Source organism: Mumia flava (genome assembly GCF_002797495.1).
In the GTDB taxonomy this organism is placed as follows: domain Bacteria; phylum Actinomycetota; class Actinomycetes; order Propionibacteriales; family Nocardioidaceae; genus Mumia; species Mumia flava.
In genome coordinates, this window is the sequence record NZ_PGEZ01000001.1 from 1,734,854 (window position 1) to 1,754,338 (window position 19,485).

A 19,485-nucleotide genomic window follows, 5' to 3' on the forward strand; every position below is an offset into this window, starting at 1 on the left:
GCTGCTCAGTACTCCACCTGCTGGCTGCGCCGGCGGATCGTCGCGACCATGTCGCGCTGGTTGCCGGTCGGGCCGAGGTAGTTGAACGTGTAGGACAGCTGGGCGTACCCGCCGATCAGGTGCGTCGGCTTGACCAGCAGCCGTGTCGCCGAGTTGTGGATGCCGCCCCGCCGGCCCGTCGCCTCGGACTTCGGCACGTCGATCGTGCGGTCCTGCGCGTGATGGACGTACGTCACCCCGGGCGGCATCCGATGACTGACGACGGCCCGTCCGACGAAGACACCGTTGGCGTTCGTGATCTCGACCCAGTCGTTGTCCGCGACCCCGATCGCGTCGGCGTCGGCGGTGCTCATCCACGCGGTCGGTCCGCCCCGCGACAGCGCGAGCATGAAGAGGTTGTCCTGGTACTCGGAGTGGATCGACCACTTCGAGTGGGGCGTCAGGTAGCGGACCGTGATCGACGCGGAGCCGTCCTCACCGATCCGCGGCTCGCCGAAGAGCCGATGCATGTCGAGCGGCGGCCGGTAGATCGGCAGCGCCTCGCCGACGTCGGTCATCCAGTCGTGGTCGAGGTAGAAGTGCATCCGCCCCGTCAGGGTGTGGAACGGCTTGAGGCGCTCGATGTTGACCGTGAACGGCGCGTAGCGGCGACCACCGGTCTCCGACCCGGACCACTCCGGCGACGTGATCACCGGGACCGGCGCCGCCTGCGTGTCGGCGAAGTGGATCTGCTTCTCCTCCGACCCCTCGGCCAGGTCCGCCAGCGGCTTGCCGACGCGCCGCTCGAGGGTCTGGAACCCCTGCGTCGCGAGCCGACCGTTGGTCGTGCCGGAGAACGCCAGGATCGCCTCGGCCATCTTCGCGTCGGTGTCGATCGCGGGACGCCCCGCCCCCGCACCGGACGACATCACGCCGTTGCTCCGCGCGAGCCGCGCGGTCTCCTCCTCCAGCCGGTACGTCACGTTCTTCACCGTGAAGCCGAGCGAGTCCGCCAGGGGTCCGACCGTGGCGAGCTTGTCGGCGATCGCGGTGTAGTCGCGCTCGACCACGTGGAACGCCGGCATCGTCCGTCCCGGGACCGCGTCGAAGCCGTCGCGCCAGTCGCGCACCACCCCGCCGGGCTGCGCGACCTCGCCGGGGGTGTCGTGCTGGAGCGGCACGCTGACCAGGTCGCGCCGGACCCCGAGATGCTCCTTCGCCATCTCCGAGAGCCTCCGCGCGATCGTGTGGAACGCCTCGAAGTCGGTCCGTGCCTCCCACGGCGGGTCGATCGCCGGGCTGAACGCGTGGACGTACGGGTGCATGTCGGTCGAGGACAGGTCGTGCTTCTCGTACCACGTCGCCGCCGGCAGGACGACGTCGGAGAGCAGCGTCGTCGAGGTCATCCGGAAGTCCGCCGAGACCAGCAGGTCGAGCTTGCCCTCCGGCGCCTCGTCGCGCCAGCGCACGCCGGTCGGCCGCGGCGTCGACGGGTCGGGCCGGCCCAGCACGTTCGAGTGCGTGCCGAGCAGGTGCCGCAGGAAGTACTCGTTGCCCTTCGCCGACGATCCGAACAGGTTGGAGCGCCACAGGATCAGCGTCCGCGGCCACGACTCCGGCGCGTCGACGTCCTCGATCGCCGACTTCAGCGTGCCGTCGACGAGCTTCGACGCGACGTACGAGGGGGCGTCGGGCGCTGCCCCGCGCTCCACCGCCGCAGTCGCCTCGTCGGCGACGTCGAGCGGGTTGCGGTCGAACTGCGGGTAGAACGGCATCCACCCCATCGCCGCCGACTGCGCGATCGTGTCCGCGGTGTGCTTCCCCGCGAGGTGCCCCTTCGCCAGCGGTGACGACAGCGAGTCGGCGGAGTAGCCGTCGTTGCGCCACTGGTCGGTGTGCATGTACCAGTACGCCGTGCCGATCATCGTGCGCGGCGGGCGACTCCAGTCCAGCGCGTTCGCGAGCGAGATCCACCCCGTGATCGGGCGGCACTTCTCCTGGCCGACGTAGTGCGCCCAGCCGCCGCCGTTGCGGCCCATGCACCCGGTCAGGGTGAGCAGGGACAGGATCGCGCGGTACGTCGCGTCGCCGTGGAACCACTGGCAGATCCCGGCGCCCATGATGATCATCGAGCGGCCGCCGGAGTCGCGGGCGTTGGTCGCGAACTCCCGCGCGATCCGCTCGCACGCCTGCGCGGGGACGCTCGTGATCTCCTCCTGCCAGGCCGGGGTGTACGGCGTGCTCGCGTCGTCGTACCCGCTGGGCCACTCGCCGGGCATCCCCTCGCGCGCGACGCCGTACTGCGCCAGCATCAGGTCGAACACGGTCGTGACCAGGTGCCCGCCGACCTCGCGCACCGGGACGCCGCGGCGCAGCACCGACCCGGACCCGTCGGGCGCCGTGAAGGCCGGCAGCAGCACCTCGCGCGCCTCGGCGCCCCGCTTCGCACGCAAGGTCAGGGCCGGCGACGCGCCGTCGAGGTCGAGGTTCCAGCGGCCCAGGCCCGACTCGGCGTAGCGGAAGCCCATCGAGCCGTTCGGGACGACCGGCTCCCCGGTGAACTCGTCGAGCACCACCGTCTTCCAGGCGTCCTCCGACGGAGCACCGTCCGCACCGGCGAGGTCCGCCGCGGTCAGGAACCGCCCCGGCACGAGACCACCGGCCTCCTCGTGCTCCTCGAGGCGGATCAGGAACGGGAGGTCGGTGTAGCGGGTGACGTACTCGCGGAAGAACGGAGTGTCGGCGTCGACGAAGAACTCCTTGAGGAGGACGTGCCCCATCGCCATCGCCAGAGCCGCATCGGTCCCGGCCTGCGCCGGCAGCCACTCGTCGGCGAACTTCGTGTTGTCGGCGTAGTCGGGGCTGACCGTCACCACCTTCGTCCCCCGGTAGCGCACCTCCGCCATCCAGTGCGCGTCCGGCGTACGCGTGACGGGGACGTTCGAGCCCCACATCATGAGGTACGTCGCGTCCCACCAGTCTCCGGACTCGGGGACGTCGGTCTGGTCGCCGAACACCTGCGGGCTCGCGACGGGCAGATCGGCGTACCAGTCGTAGAACGACGTCATCGCGCCGCCGATCAGCTGGACGAACCGCGTCCCGACGCAGTGCGAGACCATGCTCATCGCCGGGATCGGGCTGAAGCCCGCGCAACGATCGGGACCGTGCGTACGAATCGTGTGCACGTGTGCGGCGGCGACGATCTCGGCGGCCTCGTCCCACCCCACCCGGACCAGGCCGCCCTTGCCGCGCGCCTGCTGGTAGCGGCGCCGCCGGGTCTCGTCGCCGACCACGTCGGCCCACGCCAGAACCGGGTCGCCGAGGCGCCGCTTCGCCTCGCGGTACATCTCGACGAGCACCCCGCGGACGTACGGGTAGCGGACCCGGGTCGGCGAGTACGTGTACCAGGAGAACGCAGCCCCGCGGGGGCACCCGCGGGGCTCGTACTCCGGCCGGTCCGGGCCGACCGAGGGGTAGTCGGTCTCCTGCGTCTCCCACGTGATGATCCCGTCCTTGACGTAGACCTTCCACGAGCAGGAGCCGGTGCAGTTCACCCCGTGGGTCGAGCGCACCACCTTGTCGTGGCTCCACCGGTCGCGGTAGAAGACGTCCCCGGCGCGTCCCCCCTCACGGAACACCGCGCGGCCGTCCCGGGTCTCGTCCCATCGGGTGAAGAATCGACCGGTGTCCAGAAGAGCCCTGGATGCCGCCCCGTCGACCTGCGCCCGCCCCCGTCGCCGAGCCATGGGCTCAACCTAGGACCGCCGGTGCGACCCCGCATCCGCAAGCGCGGGACCGTACGGGTGCTCGTGCGGATGGTCCCCGTCCGGCCGGACCGGCTCCGCGCCGGGCGAGCCGGGGACCGCACGCGGCCACCAGAACCGGTCTCCGAGCAGCACGGCCAGCGAGGGGACGACGACCGTCCGCACCAGCAGCGTGTCGAGCAGCACCCCGATCCCGATCACGATGCCGATCTGCGCGAGCACCACCAGCGGCAGCACCCCGAGCACCGCGAAGACGGCCGCGAGCAGGATCCCTGCGCTCGTGATCACGCCGCCGGTCGCGACCAGCGCGCGGATCATCCCCGGCCCGGTCCCGCGGCCGCGGGACTCCTCGTAGGCCCGCGTGACCAGGAAGATGCTGTAGTCGACACCGAGCGCGACCAGGAACAGGAACGACAGCAGCGGCACCCCGACGTCCATCGCCGCGAACCCGAACACGCCGGTGAACAGCCACCAGGCCGCACCGAGCGCCGCCAGGTAGGTGACCAGCACCGTCCCGACGAGCAGCGCGGCGGCGACCACCGACCGCAGCAGCACGAGCAGCGCCACGAAGACGAGCCCGGCGACCAGCGGGAGGATCACCGTACGGTCGCGCGCGGACGCGTCCGCGCTGTCGAGCAGCGTGGCGTCGGCACCACCGACCGCCGTCGAGCTCTCGAGGCCCGCGGCCGTCACGGCGTCGCGGATCGCCACCACGCCGTCGGCCGCCGCGTCGGACCCTTGCGGGGCGTCGAGCACGACCTGGACCTCGGACACGCCGTCGCCCGACGCCACCTCCCGCGCGCTCGTCACGCCGTCGATCGTGCCGACGGCCTGCACGACCGCCTCGGCGTCCCCCGTCGTGACCACCCGGACCGGCGACGCGCTCCCGGCAGGGAAGGACTCGGCCAGGCGGCTCGCCGCGCTGATCGCCTCCGGCTCGTCGAGGAACTGGTCGGCGTCGCTGAGACCGGTCTTGACCTGGAGCAGCCCGCTGCCGAGCGCCGCGAGCACGATCCCGGCCGCGACCAGCAGCGTGACCGGGCGCGCGGTCACCAACGAGCCGAGGCGGGACCAGACCGAGCGCGTCTCCGCGATCCGCGCCTGGCCGAGGCGCGGGACGCGCGGCCAGAACACCCAGCGACCGAACCCGACCAGCGCCGCCGGGAGCACCACGAGCGCGAAGGCGGCAGCGATCAGGACGCCGATCGCGCACGCGAGGCCGAGAGCGCGGTAGGTCGGGAAGAGCGAGAGCAGCAACGTGGCGACGCCCGCGACCACGGTCACGGCGCTGGACAGCACGGCCTCCGCGGTCCGTCGTACCGCCGTGCGCATCGCCCGGTAGCGGTCGGGCTCGGCCTTGAGCTCGTCGCGGTAGCGAGCGACGAGGAGGAGCGCGTAGTCGGTGCCGGCGCCGAAGACCAGGACGGACAGGATGCCGATCGTGGACTCGTCCCACGTCATCGACAGCGCGTCCAGGACCCGCGTCGCGACGGTGGCCGCGAACTGGTCGGCGACGGCGACGACGGTCAGCGGGATCAGCCAGAGCACCGGACTGCGGTAGGTGACGAGCAGCAGGAGCGCGACGATCGTCGCGGTCGCGAGGAGCAGTCGGGTGTCCGCCCCGTCGAAGACCGCGGACAGGTCGGCTGTCACGGCCGCCGGACCGGTCACGGCGACGTCGAGGCCCTCGGGGAGCGACTCGTCGAGGATGACGCGCAGCTCGGCGACCAGCTCGTCGGTCTCGGCGTCCCCGCCGGTGGGCAGCGCGAGCACGACCGTGGCGGCGGTCCGGTCGTCGCTGAGCACCGGTGGCGGTCCTTCGGGCAGGCCGAGCTGACGACGGGCCTGCTCGGCTGCAGCGCCGACGGCCTCGAGGTCGGCCTCGTCGAGACGCTCACCGCCGTCGGCGGGTCCGGCGGTGTAGAGCGCGAGCGCCGCCTCGGTGTCGTCGTCGGGCAGCGCTGCGGCCATCGTCGCCGCCTCGCTGCTCTCCGCTCCGTCCGGGCGCCCGGAGGCGGGGTCCGACGGGGTCGCCGCCTGACCGAGGCCCCCGATCACGGCGACGGCCAGCAGCAACGGAACGATCGCGACCGCCCACGTGAGGCGACGCGACGCGAGGTGCGCGGTGAGGAAGGATGACATGGGAGCCTCGCAGGAGATAACTTGCTAATCTAGTTAGTGAAATCTTTACGAAAGTAGCAAACGATGACCGAGCACGCAGATCGCGGGGGCGACGCGGCGGGTCCAGGCACGTCGGCACCCGATCCCGGCGACTGGCCGCAGACCGAGACGATGCGGCTGCTGCGGCACCTGCTCGACGTCGCCACCCGGGTCCGGCCCGCGATGGCGCGCCGGACCGGGCTCAGCACGTCGGAGCTCATCGCACTCGAGCACCTCTACCTCGAGCCCCTGGGGCCGAACGAGATCGGCGAGCGGCTCGGGGTGTCGTCCGCCGCCACCACCCAGATCGTCGATCGCCTCACCGGTCACGGTCACGTCACCCGCGACCCCCATCCCTCCGACCGTCGACGGCGCGTCGTCACCCTGACGGACTCCGGCCGCGCCGAGGTGATCGCGGAGATCGCCCCGATGATCGAGGGTCTCGTCGCCGCCGACGCCGAGCTCGACGAGGCCGAGCGCGAGATCGTCGCGCGCTACCTGCGCAGCGCGATCGAGGCGTTCACGCGCGTGCTCTGACAACGGAGACGTCGAGATTCGCGTGATTCCGCCAGACCACCGGACCTGAGTCTCGACATCGACGCTGCTCGGGCAACCGCGATGTCGAGATGCCCGTCCACGCCACGGAGATGTCGAGACACCGCCGACCTACAGGCGGTCTCGCGCGACCAGCGCCTGGAGTGCGCGAACCGCGGCTGTGGTCTCCGAACCCCACGACGACAGGTAGGAGAACTGCCACCACCACAGCGCCTCGAGCGGACGTCCGTCGCGGGCGTGCTGGAGTCCGTGGGCGAGCGCGGAGACCAGCGAGAACACGTCGTCGGAGATCCGCGACTCGATGATCTCCACCGGCGTCTCGTGCGGATCGAACACCTCGACGTAGCTGTCGAACCCGTCGAGCGTCGTCGCCAGACGCACCCGGACCTCGTCGAGCTCGGGCTCGGGGCCGGCGTCGGGCTCGAACGGCTCCGGCGGCACGAACCGCGGCATCGCGCCGAGCCTCGCGCCGACCGTCAGGATCCGGCTGAGCTCGACGAGGAGCTCGGCGACGAGCCGGCGCGGCTCGTCGCCACCGACGGTCCGCTGCAGCGAGGCGAGCGCATCGGTCACCTCGGCGGTGAGCACGTCCGCGATCGCGCGCAGCTCGTCGCGCGTCGGCTGATGACCCGCCGGCAGCTCCACGTCGCCCCCTCGCCCCACCCGACGCGCACCGGTGCGTCGAATCAGTCGTCGACCGCGCGACGACCCTCGAACGCGCGTCCCAGCGTGACCTCGTCGGCGTACTCGAGGTCACCGCCTACCGGTAGTCCACTGGCCAGACGCGTCACGCGCAACCCCAGCGGCTTGAGCATGCGCGTGAGGTACGTCGCCGTCGCCTCGCCCTCGAGATTGGGGTCGGTGGCGAGGATGATCTCGGTGATCGTGCCGTCGGCCAGACGCTGCATCAGCTCCTTGATCCGCAGGTCGTCCGGCCCGACACCCTCGATGGGCGAGATCGCCCCGCCCAGGACGTGGTAACGCCCCCGGAACTCGCGCGTCCGCTCGATCGCCACGACGTCCTTGGACTCCTCGACGACGCAGAGCACCGCAGGGTCACGGCGGGGATCGGCACAGATCCGGCAGGTGTCCGCCTCCGCGACGTTGCCGCAGGTCGCGCAGAACCGGACCTTCTCCTTGACCTCGATCAGCACCTCGGCCAGACGCCGCACGTCGACCGGGTCCGAGTCGAGGAGGTAGAACGCGATCCGCTGAGCACTCTTCGGGCCGATGCCCGGGAGCCGGCCGAGCTCGTCGACGAGATCCTGGACGACCCCCTCGTACATCCGTCAGATCCCGAACGGGCTGCCGCCCGAGCCGAGCGCACCCGGCCCGCTGTCGGACGGGCCGTCGAAGCCGCCGGCGAACGGCCCGAGCTTCTCGGCGGCGAGCACCTCCGCGCGCTCCGTCGCGTCGCGGACGGCCGCCACGACCATGTCGCCCAGGAGCTCGGCGTCCTCGGGATCGACGGCCGCCGGCGCGATCTCGACCGCCACCAGCTCACCCGTCCCGCTCACGGTCGCCTTGACCAGCCCGCCCGCCGCCTCGCCCGTCAGCCGGGCGTGCGAGAGCTCCTCCTTGGCGGCGAGCAGCTGCTGCTGCATCTGCTGCGCCTGCTCGAGCAGTGCCGACATGTCGGGCATGCCGCCCTCGGTCCCGTCTCCGAACACGTCTTGCCGTCCTCCGTGGTGGGCGTACAGGTCTGCCTCAGCGTACCCGCCACCGCCGACGAGCCTGCAGGACGCGGCACCTAGGCTTCTCGTGTGGAACGCCCCGAGGACCCCGCGCTCGGCGTCTGGCTGTTCTTCTTCGTCGTCGTGGTGCTGCGTGCCCAGGCGACCTACTGGATCGCGCGGTTCGCGACGGTGCAGGTGCTCGACCACACCCACCCGCAGTCGGGGTGGCGCGCCCGCGTGCACGGATGGCTGTCGGGAGAGCGTGCCCGCGCGGGACTCGACCTCGTCCAGCGGTGGGGCGTCCTCGCCGTCCCCCTGTCGTTCCTGACCGTGGGCGCGCAGACCGTCGTGAACGCCGCCGCCGGGATGGTGCGGATGCCGTTCGCGCGCTACCTGCCCGCGATGCTCGTCGGCTGTGCGATCTGGGCGCTGGTCTGGACGACGATCGGCCTCTCGGCGTTCTACGCGGCGCTCGGCGCCGGGCTCTCGACCGGCTGGGGACTGGCGGTCGCGGTCCTGGCGCTGCTGACGGTCGTCGTCGTGCTGGCCGTCCTCCGCCGCCGACGCGCGCGATCAGGCGAGCAGGCCTGAGCGGTCCGCCGCCGGCCGGAGGAACCGCGCGAGCAGCGCGTGGCCGAGCGGGGTGAGCACCGACTCCGGGTGGAACTGCACGCCCTCGACCGGGTGGGTACGGTGCCGCACGCCCATCAGCGTGCCGTCGACCGAGCGCGCCGTGACCTCGACGTCGGCAGGCAGGTCGTCGACCACCAACGAGTGGTACCGCGCCGCCACCACCGGGCCGGGGATCCCCGCGAACACCCCGGCGCCGTCGTGGTGCACGATCGACGGCACGCCGTGCACCGGGCGCGCCGCCCGGACCACCCGAGCGCCGTACGCCTCGCCGATCGCCTGGTGCCCCAGGCAGACGCCGAGGACCGGGGTCGTCTCCCCGAGCACCCGCACCGCATCGACGCTCACCCCCGCGTCGCCCGGCGCACCGGGTCCGGGCGAGATCACCAGGTGGGTGAGGTCGCCGACCTCCCGCATCGCGCGCAGCTCGGCGGTCCCGACCGCGTCGTTGCGGACGACCGAGGCGGTGGCGCCGAGCTCGGTGACGTACTGCGCGAGGTTGTAGACGAAGGAGTCCTGGTTGTCGATCAGGACGACGTGCGCGCCCGTGCCGACCCCCGAGCCGCGGGGGTCGTCGACGGGCGGCGGGGTGAGCGGGCCGGCGAGCAGCTCGCGCAGCCACACGGTCGTACGGTCCGGCGCCCAGGCTGCGACGCCCGTGATCGTGCGGACGGGCCGCAGGCGCCCGATCGCGTTGGTCACCACCACCGCGTCCGCGCCGGCCAGCTCGTCCAACGTCATCGGGCGCTCGAAGACCGGCACCCTACGGGCGCGCAGCCGCGCGAGCAGCTCGGCCCGAGTCACTCCGGGCAGCAGCCGGCCGTCGAGAGAGGGGGTGTGGACGCCGTCGTCGAACACCGCGACCACGTTGCCGCGACCGGTCTCGAGCACGCACCCGTCCCCGTCGACGAGCAACGGATCCCGGTCCGGTGTCCACGGCGCCCCCGGCAGCGCGTCGAGGAGCGACCGGTCGATCCACTTGTGCTCACCGAGCCCGTCCGGCACGACGACCGGATCGAGGGTCCACGGGCCGTCCGGCACGGCCGGGGCGGCCACGGTCGTCACCTCGACCTCGGCCCCCGGCCGCACCGCGAGGCGCAGCCGGTGCGAGCCGCGGGACGTCGACGCACGCCCGTGGACCCGGGCGACGAGCGCGTCCACGTCGAGCGCGACGCCGTACACCTCCGCAGCGCTGCGCGCCAGGCGCCGGACGTGCCCGGCGGCGTCGACCGCGGCACCGTCCCGGACCAGCAGGGTGTCGAAGATGCCGGCCGTGTGATCGGGACGGGTCTCGACCGCGCTCGGCCGTCGGGCGGGCGCCGGCCGGGTGCGCGTCTCGACCGGGGTCACCGGTCGGGAGGACACCTCCGCCAGACGACCCCCGACCGCCCGCAGGAGCGGCGCGGCCTTCGTCAGGCACTCGGCGAGCTCGGCGTCCGGGTCCGACGGGGCGACCACCCCACCCCCGACGCCGAGCCAGATCCGGTCGTGGTCGACCTCGAACGTCCGGATCGCGACGTTCGCCTCCAGGCCCGCCGCCCCGACGTACCCGACCGCGCCCGTGTAAACCTCCCGGGACGTCGCCTCCACCTCACCGATCACCTGCATCGCACGGATCTTCGGAGCTCCCGTGACCGAGCCCGGCGGGAAGGACGCCCGCAGCAGGTCCGCATCCGTGACACCTTCGCGCAGCGTCGCGGTGACGTCGGAGACCAGGTGCCACACCCCGGTGTGGGCGCGCGGAACGGCTGCCGCCTCGACCGTCACGGTGCCCGGCACGGCGACGCGCCCGAGGTCGTTGCGGACCAGGTCGACGATCATGACGTTCTCAGCACGGTCCTTCACCGACGCGGCCAGGGCGGCAGGGTCCGCCGACGACGGCGCCGTGCCCTTGATCGGGCTCGAAAGCACGTGCCGACCCCGTCGGCGCAGGTACAGCTCGGGCGACAGGCTCACGACCGCGCGGCCCTCGTCGGCGACGAACGCGGCGTACGCGGGCCGCAGCGCGTCGATCCCGGCGAGGAACAGCTCCAGCGGGTCGCCGTCGAAGGCCGCTTCGAGCCTCAGGCACACGTTCGCCTGGAACAGGTCGCCGGCCCGGATGTGCGCGATCGTCCGCGCCACCGCCGCCCGGTGCGCGTCACCGTCCGGTCGGGCGGCGAAGTCCGAGAGGTCGTACGAGGCCGGCGGGGGTGCCGACCGCGCCACCACACGGCGCACGTCCTCGAGCCGTGCCTCGGCCTCGAGCGGCCCGGCGACCGACTCGAACCACCACACGCCGTCGATCCGGCGCAGCACGGTGTCGTAGCGCGCCAGGCGGGCGTCGGGGAGGGGGTTCGGGCGGGACGGCTGCGGTCCGGTCGCCTCGAGGCGATGGCCCAGCCGGTACCCCCACCAGCCGAGCCAGGCGGGCGCGAACGACGGCACCTCGCCGGCCTCCACCGCTCCGTCCTCGTCGTGGGGTGACCGCCCCGACACGACGTCGAGCGGCAGGTCGAACGGATCCTCGTCGGCGCCGAGGGTGCGCGACGGCTCGTACGCGACGACCTCGCGCCCGTCGTCCCACGACCCGATCAGCGCGACGAGCCCGTCGCGGCCGCGCAACCGGCGCAGCAGGTCGGCCGTACCAATCGTGCCGAGCCGGCGCCGCAGCATCCTCAGTCGGCTGCGGGCGCGGGGGCCTGAGCCGGGAGGTTCGTGTCGAGCCAGCGGTCGATGGTGGCGTACGCCGCGGCGCGGGGCTCCGACCGGGACAGGAACACGTCGTGGCGCGCGCCGTCGATCGGGACGATCTCGGTGTGGTCCCCGAGGCATCCGGACCAGCGGGCGATCTGACGGACGTCGAGCACGGCGTCGGCCGCGTCGACCTCAGGACCGTACGCCGTGGCGAAGTGCGTGCGCGTGGAGCGCAGCACGAGCGCCGGCACCCCGATGTCCAGACCCCGGTGCAGCGCGGCGTGCCCGATCCGGATCGCGCGCATCCAGCCGAACGTCACGGGGAACCCCTCGATCGGCTTCCACGCCACGTCGAACTCCCACTCGCCCTGGTGGGTGATCGACAGGCTCTCGCCGTACGCGCCGCCGGGCGGCAGCTTGATCGGCGTCGTCGGCTTGAGACGACCGACGAGCTTGACGACCTCGGTGCCGATCGAGCGGAGGTACGGGGCGCCCTGCAGGTCGAACCACGGGCTGTTCAGGATCAGACCACGGATCCCTGCCGCAGCGGTGCCGCCCGGACGCCGGTTGACCCGGTCGAGCCACAACGAGAGCACGAGCCCGCCCGTGGAGTGTGCGACGGCCAGCACGTCTGCGCCGCCGGCCTCCGCACGCACGACCTGCAGCGCCCGGTCCAGCTCCGCGTCGTACAGCGCCAGGTCGGACACGTAGTGCGCCGTGTGACCCGCCTTGAGCGAGCGCCCGCACTTGCGCAGGTCGAGAGCGTAGAACGCGTAGCCGCGCTCGGCGAAGAAGTCCGCGAGCTCGCGCTGGAAGAAGTAGTCGCTGAAGCCGTGGACGTAGAGCACCGCGCCCCGGACCTGCTCGCCGTCCCGCGGGACTCGTCGCACCAGGGTCGCGTCGATCGGGCCCTGCCCGTCGGGATCGTCGCCGAGGTCGATCCGGTGCTGCTCGTACCCCTCGCCGAGGACGTCGGGCTGCCAGGTCGTCATCGTGTCTCCTCCAAGACGGACGCGTCCGTCACTCGTGCGGCACCTCGCCGATCACCTGGGCGCCGAGCGTGCGGCTCAGCAGCTCCTCGTGGCTGAGCCCGTCGGAGTCCATCGCCGGGTCGTCGGCGTCGGCGTGCGAATCAGGATCGTACGCCGCGTCGGCTCCGCGCTCGGCCCGGATGCTCGCGCGCGCCGCCGCGATGGCGTCGGCGCTGGCGCGAGCCGACGACGGCGGGCGCGCCGCATCGGACGCGCCGGCCGGCACGTCCGGCTCGAAGGGCGGTGACGGATCAGGGGACTCCGGGGGCGGTCCTCCGGCCGGCGCCGCGGATGCGGGTCCTCCGGCGGCGGCACCCCCTGCCCCGGGGTTGGCGGCCGGCCGCTCCGGCTCCGGCGGAGACGTCGGCTGCGCACCACGTGACCCCGAGCCACCGGAGCCCGAGCCGCCGGCGGCGGACGGATCGACGATCGCCTCGACCTTCCACGTCCCGCCGAGCACCTCGACCAGAGCGGCAATCAGCACCTTGTCGGAGCCGGACCGGGCGAACGAGTCGCGCGCTCCGGCGTTCACCAGCCCGACGGTCACCGTGGACCCCTCGACGGAGTGGACCTGGGCGTTCTGGCTGAGCATCACCCACGTGAACCGGCGCTGCTGACGGACCGCGTCGAGCACGTCCGGCCACACCCGGCGTACGTCAGCGACTCCGGGCGTGCCGGCGGCGGGGGCGGGGTCTCGATCGCTCGCTTCGCTCGCGCCTCGACCAGCGGGAGGGGTCGCCTCGCTCCCGCCTCGACCAGCGGGCGCCGGGGCGGGGTCTCGATCGCTCGCTTCGCTCCCGCCTCGACCAGCGGGAGGGGTCACCTCGCTCCCGCCTCGACCAGCGGGCGCCGGGGCGGGGTCTCGATCGCTCGCTTCGCTCCCGCCTCGACCAGCGGGAGGGGTCACCTCGCTCGCGCCTCGACCGGCGGGCGCCGGGTCCGGCGCAGCGGCGGCGGGCGGCGGGGCCTGCTCGGCGATCGAGAGGCGGCGCTCGATCCGGTCGAGACGCGCCTGGATCCCGTCCGGCGTCGCGTCGGAACCCGGCAGCAGGATCCGGGCGCAGATCAGCTCGAGCAGCAGCCGTGGCGCCGTCGCGCCCCGCAGCTCGGTCAGACCGTCACTCACGACCTCGGCCGCGCGCGTGAGGTCGGCCTTGCCGAAGCGCGACGCCTCGTTCTCGACCCGCTCGGCACGATCCCCGGGGATCTCCAGCAGGCCCTTCGCGAGGGCGTCGGGGACGTGCGCAACGATCACGAGGTCACGCAGGCGCTGCAGCAGGTCCTCGGCGAAGCGCCGTGGGTCCTGGCCGGTCTCCACGACCTTGTCGACCGCCGCGAAGACGGCCGCGCCGTCACCGGCGGCGAAGGCGTCGATGACCTCGTCGAGCAGCGAGTCCGGCGTGTATCCGAGCAGACCCGCCGCGAGCGCGTAGCTGACGCCGTCGTCGGTGGCACCGCTGATCAGCTGGTCCAGGACGCTGAGGGTGTCCCGGACCGACCCCCCGCCGGCACGCACGACGAGAGGGAGCGCGGTCGGCTCCAGCGCGACACCCTCGGTCCTGCAGAGGTCCTCGAGGTAGGTCGAGAGCACCTTCGGAGGGACGAGCCGGAACGGGTAGTGGTGCGTCCGCGAGCGGATCGTCCCGATCACCTTCTCGGGCTCGGTGGTCGCGAAGATGAACTTGAGGTGGGGCGGCGGCTCCTCGACGAGCTTCAGCAGGGCGTTGAACCCCTGACTGGAGACCATGTGCGCCTCGTCGATGATGTAGACCTTGTAGCGGCTCTCGACCGGAGAGAAGAACGCACGCTCGCGCAGGTCACGAGCATCGTCCACACCACCGTGGCTCGCAGCGTCGATCTCGATCACGTCGATGCTGCCCGGCCCGCCGCGGGCGAGGTCCCGACAGCTCTTGCACTCGCCGCACGGATCGGCGACCGGCGCCTGCTCGCAGTTCAGGGCGCGAGCGAGGATGCGTGCGCTCGTCGTCTTGCCGCAGCCGCGCGGCCCGGAGAAGAGGTACGCGTGGTTGACGCGGTTGTTGGCCAGCGCGTGCCGCAGCGGCTCGGTGACATGGGACTGGCCGATCACCTCGGCGAAGGTCTCCGGTCGGTAGCGCCGGTACAGAGCCATCGGTTCGTCCACGCAGCAACCCTAACGATCGATCCCGACGGAACTCCACGTCCGTGTCGTCCCTGTGGTCGTTCCGCGCGTGTCGGCGGGCGTCGACCGCGCGGATGCGCAAGGCCCCGCGGCGCTCTCGGGCGTCGCGGGGCCTCCGGGGGTCTTGCTGCTTCCTCGCACGGCGCCCTCGAGAAACGCCAGATTCGTTCCTACCGGGTCCGAGCGCGACACGACAAGGGGGCAGGTGTCCGAATCACGCCTTTTTTTCGCAATCCACAGCGATGTTCACAGGTCGTGGAGAAACATCCACAGGTCCTCGGCGCGTCGTCCACAAGTTCTGCACAGGCAGTGCGGCGGTCACCGGCCTGGAAACGTAAAGGTCCCTCGTGCACCCGATAGAGCTCACTGACCCTTGCTGCCTTCCGGCCCTGGGGGAGTTGGGTGAGATACCGCCGCACGAGGGACTGGCACCAGACTACCGACGCCGCTCAAGCGACCACCAACGGCCCCTGGTCGCCGCCGGGTCGCCGCCTGGTCCTCGTCGGTCCGCGGCGCCACCCCGGACCGACGAGGACGTCGGCGCCTCACCCGCAGGAGCTGACCTTGGTGTAGCGCCCGGCGGCGTCCCCCTGAAGGCTCGTCCTGGTCGCATCGCCCAGGCCGAGGTAGTCCAGCGAGCCGACCGCGTAGTACGGGTTGTACGGGTTGACCCCGTAGGAGGTCGCCCGGCCCGCGGCCTCGTGCTCGGCGTTGGTGGCGGTGACGCAGCCCGCCGGCGGGTCCGTGGTCGGAGTCGGGGTCGGCGTCGGAGTCGGCGTCGGAGTCGGCGTCGGAGTCGGCGTCGGCGTCGGCGTCGGCGTCGGGGTCGGCGTCGGGGTCCCGCTCGTCCGCCGGTTGTTCTGGAAGAAGAAGTCGGTCACGTACGCGGGGTAGTCGATGCTGTTCGCCGAGATGTAGGTGCCGCCCGACCCTGCACCCGCGGGCCAGTTGTGCCCGAGGCCGGTGTTCTGGATGACCGAGACGCGAGGGCCGTCCGCGTCGGAGTACAACGTCCCGGATCCAGCCGTGCTGGTCCCGGCCAGACCGGACAGGCTGAAGGTCGACGACGTCGATGCCCCGTAGACGTCTGCCATGATCTGCCCGTTGAGCGTGTTGTAGCCCGGCGCGACCGTGGTGTCGTTGCTCCCGTAGACGACCGAGGTCAGCTGGGAGTCGAACGAGGCGGAAGCGGAGCCGGCGAAGGTCCGACAGGTCGAGACACCCTGCGCCTTCGAGACCGCGACGCTGCCGATCTGCCCGGACGACGTCCCAACCGTCGGCCCGGCGTTGATCCCGATCCCGGCGAACACGTCGGGGGCGAGGCACCCCATCACCATCGTCTGGCCGCCCCCCGAGGACAGACCCGAGATGTAGACCTGGTCCGCGTCGATGCCGAGCCCCACGCGCGCTCGGAGCGTGGTGGCGAGGTCGATCAGGTTGTCGTCGTGGCGAGCAGGGCTCGTGCGCGAGTGGTTGGCGTCGTAGTAGTCCCAGCACCCGAGGACGACCCCTCCGTTCGGAGCGTCGGGAAGCGCGACCACCATGCCGTACGTGTCCGCGGTCGCGGCCCAGTTGCCGGCCGTCTGCAGGTCCGACGCCTTCTGCACGCAACCGTGCAGGCCGATCATCAGCGCGCGGCCCGCGGTCGAGGCGGGCTCGGTGCTCGGCGTGTAGAGCCTGACGCTCATGCCGGCGATCGTCTCGGTCGTCCAGGCACCGCTCGAGGCGGCGGTCCCACCACCCGGGCCGGTGTTGGTGCAGCCGGGCAGGGTCTCGAATCCAGGGGGGCAGGTGACAGCCTGTGCGCCCGCAGCGAGCGCGGACAGCCCGGTCATCACCACGGCGACGGCTGCCAGAGCGCCGCCCGTTCTCACCCGCACCGAGCGAGGTCTCATACGTGTCTCCTTGATCTCGTACCCGAGAACAATGTGATCCACGACACTACATGAAACCTGATTCAGTTTCCATGTTGGAGTCGGGCGGCCGCAGCGGGCGTTCCGTCCCAGGAGGACTCCGAGGACGAGGACGCGTCCGTTCGAGCTCGCCCGAACCACCTGATTTCGGATCGTCAGGGCCGGTTCGATACCCTGCTCGACGGAGGATTCGCATAGTGGCCTAGTGCGCACGCTTGGAAAGCGTGTTGGGTTAACGCCCTCAGGGGTTCGAATCCCCTATCCTCCGCCACCCGAGCGCCACGCTCGTCGTCACAGCGCCCCGGTCCTGACCCAGGACCGGGGCGCTGGTGCGTTCGCACCCCTCGCCTGGGGCTCACCGCGGTTGGACTTCGTACGAGCGTGCACGTAAACTTCCGTATCAGTACCTCTGAAGAGACTTTCCCGGAATGATGAGTAACGAAACGTTGTACTCGACCGACGAGGTCGCCGCCCTGCTCGACCTGCACGTCCGCACGGTGCGCGGCTACGTCCGCGACGGCAGGCTGCCCGCCGTCCGGATCGGCAAGCAGTACCGGATCGCGCACGCCGACGTCGTCGCGCTGACCGGCGGACGGCTCCCGCCGGGGAGCGCGCCCCGGACGGACCCACGGGTCGAGGTCACGTCGGTGGTGACCGTCGACGGGATCGACGAGCCGACATCGGCCCGGATCGTCACCCTCGTCACGGGCGCGACCGCCAGTCGGCGCGACGAGGACGTCCTGCACGTCCAGTGCTCCTACGATCCCGATCGCCGTACGGCGAGGATCGTCGTGATCGGTCGGCCGGACGCGACGGCGACCGTCGTCGAGCTCGTCTCGTCGTTCGTCGGGTCCCTCGCATGAGCGGGATCTCCCGTTCGGACGACGCGCGTCGAGCGGCGCCCGGGGGTGCCGAGGCTCTTCGCGCCCGGCTCCGCAGCGACCTCGTGCCGGCGATGAAGGCGCGGGACCGCTCCACCGTCTCCGCGCTCCGCTCAGCCATCGCCGCGCTCGACAACGCCGAGGCCGTGGCGATCGAGGAAGGCGCGATCGAGGGCGGCGCGAGCGCGGGCGGGGCGACGAGCGAGCACGTCGCCGGCACGCGCTCCGGCGTGGGTGCCGCCGAGACCGCCCGTCGTGAGCTGAGCACCGACGAAGCCCGAGCCGTCGTGCGCGCGCAGATCGACGAGCGTCGCGCCGAGGCCGACCGCTGCGTCACGTACGGCCGACAGGACCGGGCCGACGAGCTGCGGCGCGAGGCCGACGCTCTCGAGGCCCGCCTCGCCTGACTCCGTTCACGACCGACGCACGCTATGCGACACTGCCGATGGCAGAAGCGCCCAGGGTCGGCGCCGGGCGTCGAGGTGAGGAGATCGCGTGACGAGCCAGCGCGGGTGGTCGCTCCGGGCGCTCCTGCTCGGGGACACCGCGGAGTCGCGGCTGCGGCTGCGGGTCCGCCTCCAGGTCGTGCTGACCACCCTGCTGCTCGTGACCAACCTCGTCGGGGTCGTGATCGTCGCGGCGTTGCGGACGTTGATCACCCCGGGCGGCGGTCCGAACGCCGCCCTCGGTGACGCGCTGCGGATCGCGGTCCCCCTCTACGTGGCGCTCGCCGTCGTGGTCGGCGGCGCGGTCACGACGGCCGGCGCGCTGCGTGCGCTGCGCTGGGTCCGCGCCGGGCGGGAGCCGACCGCGTCGGAGAGCCGGGTGGCGCTGCTCCTCCCGTGGCGGCTCACGCTCGTGCAGGCCGTGCTCTGGGTGGGCGGCGTCGTCGTGTTCACCGCGCTCGCGTCGTCGTTGCAGCCGGAGGCGACCACGACGACGTTCTTCGCCGTGGGGATCGCCGGCGTGGTCGTGTGCGCGGTCGCGTTTCTGCTGACCGAGTTCGCGCTGCGCCCGGTGGCGGCGCTCGTGCTGGACCGACCCGGCGGGTTCGAGCGGGTCGGCGCCGGGGTCGGCGTCCGGATGCTCGTGTTCTGGTGCCTCGGGACGGCGGCGCCCCTGCTCGGGATCGCGGTGGTCGCCACGCTCTCACTGACCGGCTCGGACATCTCGCTGCGCCGGCTGGCGCTCATCGTCCTCACGCTGTCCGCCGTCGTCCTCGTCTTCGGCTTCCTGGTGAACGTCCTCACGGCGCGGTCCGTCGTCCGGCCGCTGACGTCGGTGCGCCACGCCGTGAGCCGGGTCGGCGACGGCGACCTCGACGTGCACGTGCGCGTCGACGACGGCACCGAGCTCGGGCTCCTCCAGGCCGGGATCAACGACATGGCTGCCGGGCTGCGCGAGCGCGAGGCGATCCGTGACCTGTTCGGGCGTCACGTCGGACGCGAGGTCGCCGACGTGGCGGCGCGCGGTCAGGTCGAGCTGGGCGGCGAGGCGCGCGTCGTCTCGGTGCTGATGATCGACGTCGTCGGGTCCACGGCGTACGCGAGCAGCCACTCGCCGGTCGCCGTCGTCGACGTGCTCAACCGGTTCTTCGCCGCCGTGGTCGAGGAAGTCGACCGGCACGGCGGCCTGGTCAACAAGTTCATGGGCGACGCGGTGCTCGCCATCTTCGGCGCGCCGCAGCCCCTGCCGAACCACGCGGCCGCCGCGCTCGCGACCGCCCGCGCCGTCCGCGCCCGGCTGACCGTCGAGGTGCCCGAGGTCGGGTCCGGGATCGGGGTCGCGACCGGCGAGGCCGTCGCCGGCAACGTCGGTCACCGCTCCCGGTTCGAGTACACCGTGATCGGCGACGTCGTGAACAGCGCCGCCCGGCTCAGCGACCTCGCGAAGACCACCGACGCCGGCATCGTGGCGACCGCGCGCAGCGTCGCCGAGTCCGGCGCCGACGAGCGGCGGCACTGGCGCGACGACGGCGCCCCCGTGCTGCGCGGACGCTCAGAACCCACCGCCGTCTGCGCACCGGCCGACGTCCCCTGACGGCCGGCGCACAGACCAC

General features: G+C 72.4%; 14 protein-coding genes, 1 tRNA gene and 1 other RNA gene. 6 read left to right on the forward strand and 10 right to left on the reverse strand.

Annotation, left to right across the window (positions count from 1 at the left end; genetic code table 11):
* Positions 1–5: 5 nt before the first annotated feature.
* Together CLV56_RS08220 and CLV56_RS08225 are read right to left on the reverse strand one after the other, a co-directional pair.
* A complete protein-coding gene (locus CLV56_RS08220; RefSeq protein ID WP_039350405.1) occupies positions 6–3,725 on the reverse strand; it encodes a nitrate reductase subunit alpha in 3,720 nt (1,239 codons plus the stop codon).
* A 9-nt stretch (positions 3,726–3,734) separates the two neighbouring features.
* The gene (locus CLV56_RS08225) at positions 3,735–5,885 is read right to left on the reverse strand and encodes an MMPL family transporter (protein WP_100414669.1); all 2,151 of its coding nucleotides are present in this window, start codon (positions 5,883–5,885) and stop codon (positions 3,735–3,737) included.
* A 63-nt stretch (positions 5,886–5,948) separates the two neighbouring features.
* Here CLV56_RS08225 and CLV56_RS08230 point away from each other — a divergent pair, with 63 nt between their 5' ends.
* Positions 5,949–6,440, forward strand: a complete 492-nt coding sequence (locus CLV56_RS08230; RefSeq protein ID WP_100414670.1) for a MarR family winged helix-turn-helix transcriptional regulator — start codon at positions 5,949–5,951, stop codon at positions 6,438–6,440.
* Positions 6,441–6,569: 129 nt separating this feature from the next.
* On the opposite strand, the gene CLV56_RS08235 is transcribed toward CLV56_RS08230, so the two are convergent.
* The 3 genes from CLV56_RS08235 to CLV56_RS08245 are packed head-to-tail and all read right to left on the reverse strand — an operon-like array spanning position 6,570 to position 8,128.
* Positions 6,570–7,103, reverse strand: coding sequence for a DUF5063 domain-containing protein (locus tag CLV56_RS08235; protein WP_157805112.1), 534 nt, complete (start codon positions 7,101–7,103; stop codon positions 6,570–6,572).
* 41 nt (positions 7,104–7,144) lie between these two features.
* A complete protein-coding gene (recR, locus tag CLV56_RS08240; protein WP_039350402.1) occupies positions 7,145–7,744 on the reverse strand; it encodes a recombination mediator RecR in 600 nt (199 codons plus the stop codon).
* A gap of 3 nt (positions 7,745–7,747) precedes the next feature.
* Positions 7,748–8,128, reverse strand: coding sequence for a YbaB/EbfC family nucleoid-associated protein (locus CLV56_RS08245; protein WP_245857706.1), 381 nt, complete (start codon positions 8,126–8,128; stop codon positions 7,748–7,750).
* A gap of 93 nt (positions 8,129–8,221) precedes the next feature.
* Between CLV56_RS08245 and CLV56_RS08250 the strand changes: the two genes are divergently transcribed.
* On the forward strand, positions 8,222–8,725 hold the full coding sequence (locus CLV56_RS08250) for a DedA family protein (protein WP_039350400.1): 504 nt from the start codon (positions 8,222–8,224) through the stop codon (positions 8,723–8,725).
* Here CLV56_RS08250 and CLV56_RS08255 read toward each other — a convergent pair.
* From CLV56_RS08255 to CLV56_RS08275, 5 genes are all read right to left on the reverse strand, one after another.
* The gene (locus CLV56_RS08255; protein ID WP_100414672.1) at positions 8,708–11,419 is read right to left on the reverse strand and encodes an aminodeoxychorismate synthase component I; all 2,712 of its coding nucleotides are present in this window, start codon (positions 11,417–11,419) and stop codon (positions 8,708–8,710) included. The two genes, CLV56_RS08250 and CLV56_RS08255, sit on opposite strands and share 18 nt — an antisense overlap.
* Positions 11,420–11,421: 2 nt before the next feature.
* Entirely contained in the window at positions 11,422–12,432 is a 1,011-nt protein-coding gene (locus CLV56_RS08260; RefSeq protein ID WP_039350398.1) for an alpha/beta hydrolase, read from the reverse strand.
* 28 nt (positions 12,433–12,460) lie between these two features.
* Positions 12,461–14,602, reverse strand: a complete 2,142-nt coding sequence (locus CLV56_RS08265) for a DNA polymerase III subunit gamma and tau (protein WP_100415096.1) — start codon at positions 14,600–14,602, stop codon at positions 12,461–12,463.
* A 363-nt stretch (positions 14,603–14,965) separates the two neighbouring features.
* Positions 14,966–15,062, reverse strand: an RNA gene (gene ffs / locus CLV56_RS08270) — signal recognition particle sRNA small type.
* A 115-nt stretch (positions 15,063–15,177) separates the two neighbouring features.
* Entirely contained in the window at positions 15,178–16,527 is a 1,350-nt protein-coding gene (locus tag CLV56_RS08275) for an extracellular catalytic domain type 1 short-chain-length polyhydroxyalkanoate depolymerase (RefSeq protein ID WP_170224770.1), read from the reverse strand.
* Positions 16,528–16,728: 201 nt separating this feature from the next.
* On the opposite strand from CLV56_RS08275, the gene CLV56_RS08280 reads away from it, so the two are divergent.
* The 4 genes from CLV56_RS08280 to CLV56_RS08295 all read left to right on the forward strand — a co-directional run bounded on the left by CLV56_RS08280 (position 16,729) and on the right by CLV56_RS08295 (position 19,466).
* Positions 16,729–16,816 (forward strand) — tRNA-Ser (locus CLV56_RS08280).
* A 157-nt stretch (positions 16,817–16,973) separates the two neighbouring features.
* A complete protein-coding gene (locus tag CLV56_RS08285) occupies positions 16,974–17,408 on the forward strand; it encodes a helix-turn-helix domain-containing protein (protein ID WP_211288020.1) in 435 nt (144 codons plus the stop codon).
* Positions 17,405–17,833, forward strand: coding sequence for a GatB/YqeY domain-containing protein (locus CLV56_RS08290; RefSeq protein ID WP_100414673.1), 429 nt, complete (start codon positions 17,405–17,407; stop codon positions 17,831–17,833). The genes CLV56_RS08285 and CLV56_RS08290 overlap by 4 nt, the downstream gene beginning before the upstream one ends.
* A gap of 88 nt (positions 17,834–17,921) precedes the next feature.
* Positions 17,922–19,466: an adenylate/guanylate cyclase domain-containing protein gene (locus tag CLV56_RS08295; protein WP_100414674.1), complete on the forward strand. Its 1,545-nt coding sequence runs from the start codon at positions 17,922–17,924 to the stop codon at positions 19,464–19,466.
* Positions 19,467–19,485 lie beyond the last annotated feature (19 nt).

Coding starts and splice junctions, on each gene's coding strand:
- CLV56_RS08220 (WP_039350405.1), bottom strand. CDS start 3,725: ATGGCTCGGCGACGGGGGCGGGCGCAGGTCGACGGGGCGGCATCCAGG.
- CLV56_RS08225 (WP_100414669.1), bottom strand. CDS start 5,885: ATGTCATCCTTCCTCACCGCGCACCTCGCGTCGCGTCGCCTCACGTGG.
- CLV56_RS08230 (WP_100414670.1), top strand. CDS start 5,949: ATGACCGAGCACGCAGATCGCGGGGGCGACGCGGCGGGTCCAGGCACG.
- recR (WP_039350402.1), bottom strand. CDS start 7,744: ATGTACGAGGGGGTCGTCCAGGATCTCGTCGACGAGCTCGGCCGGCTC.
- CLV56_RS08255 (WP_100414672.1), bottom strand. CDS start 11,419: ATGCTGCGGCGCCGGCTCGGCACGATTGGTACGGCCGACCTGCTGCGC.
- CLV56_RS08260 (WP_039350398.1), bottom strand. CDS start 12,432: ATGACGACCTGGCAGCCCGACGTCCTCGGCGAGGGGTACGAGCAGCAC.
- CLV56_RS08265 (WP_100415096.1), bottom strand. CDS start 14,602: ATGGCTCTGTACCGGCGCTACCGACCGGAGACCTTCGCCGAGGTGATC.
- CLV56_RS08275 (WP_170224770.1), bottom strand. CDS start 16,527: ATGAGACCTCGCTCGGTGCGGGTGAGAACGGGCGGCGCTCTGGCAGCC.
- CLV56_RS08285 (WP_211288020.1), top strand. CDS start 16,974: ATGATGAGTAACGAAACGTTGTACTCGACCGACGAGGTCGCCGCCCTG.
- CLV56_RS08290 (WP_100414673.1), top strand. CDS start 17,405: ATGAGCGGGATCTCCCGTTCGGACGACGCGCGTCGAGCGGCGCCCGGG.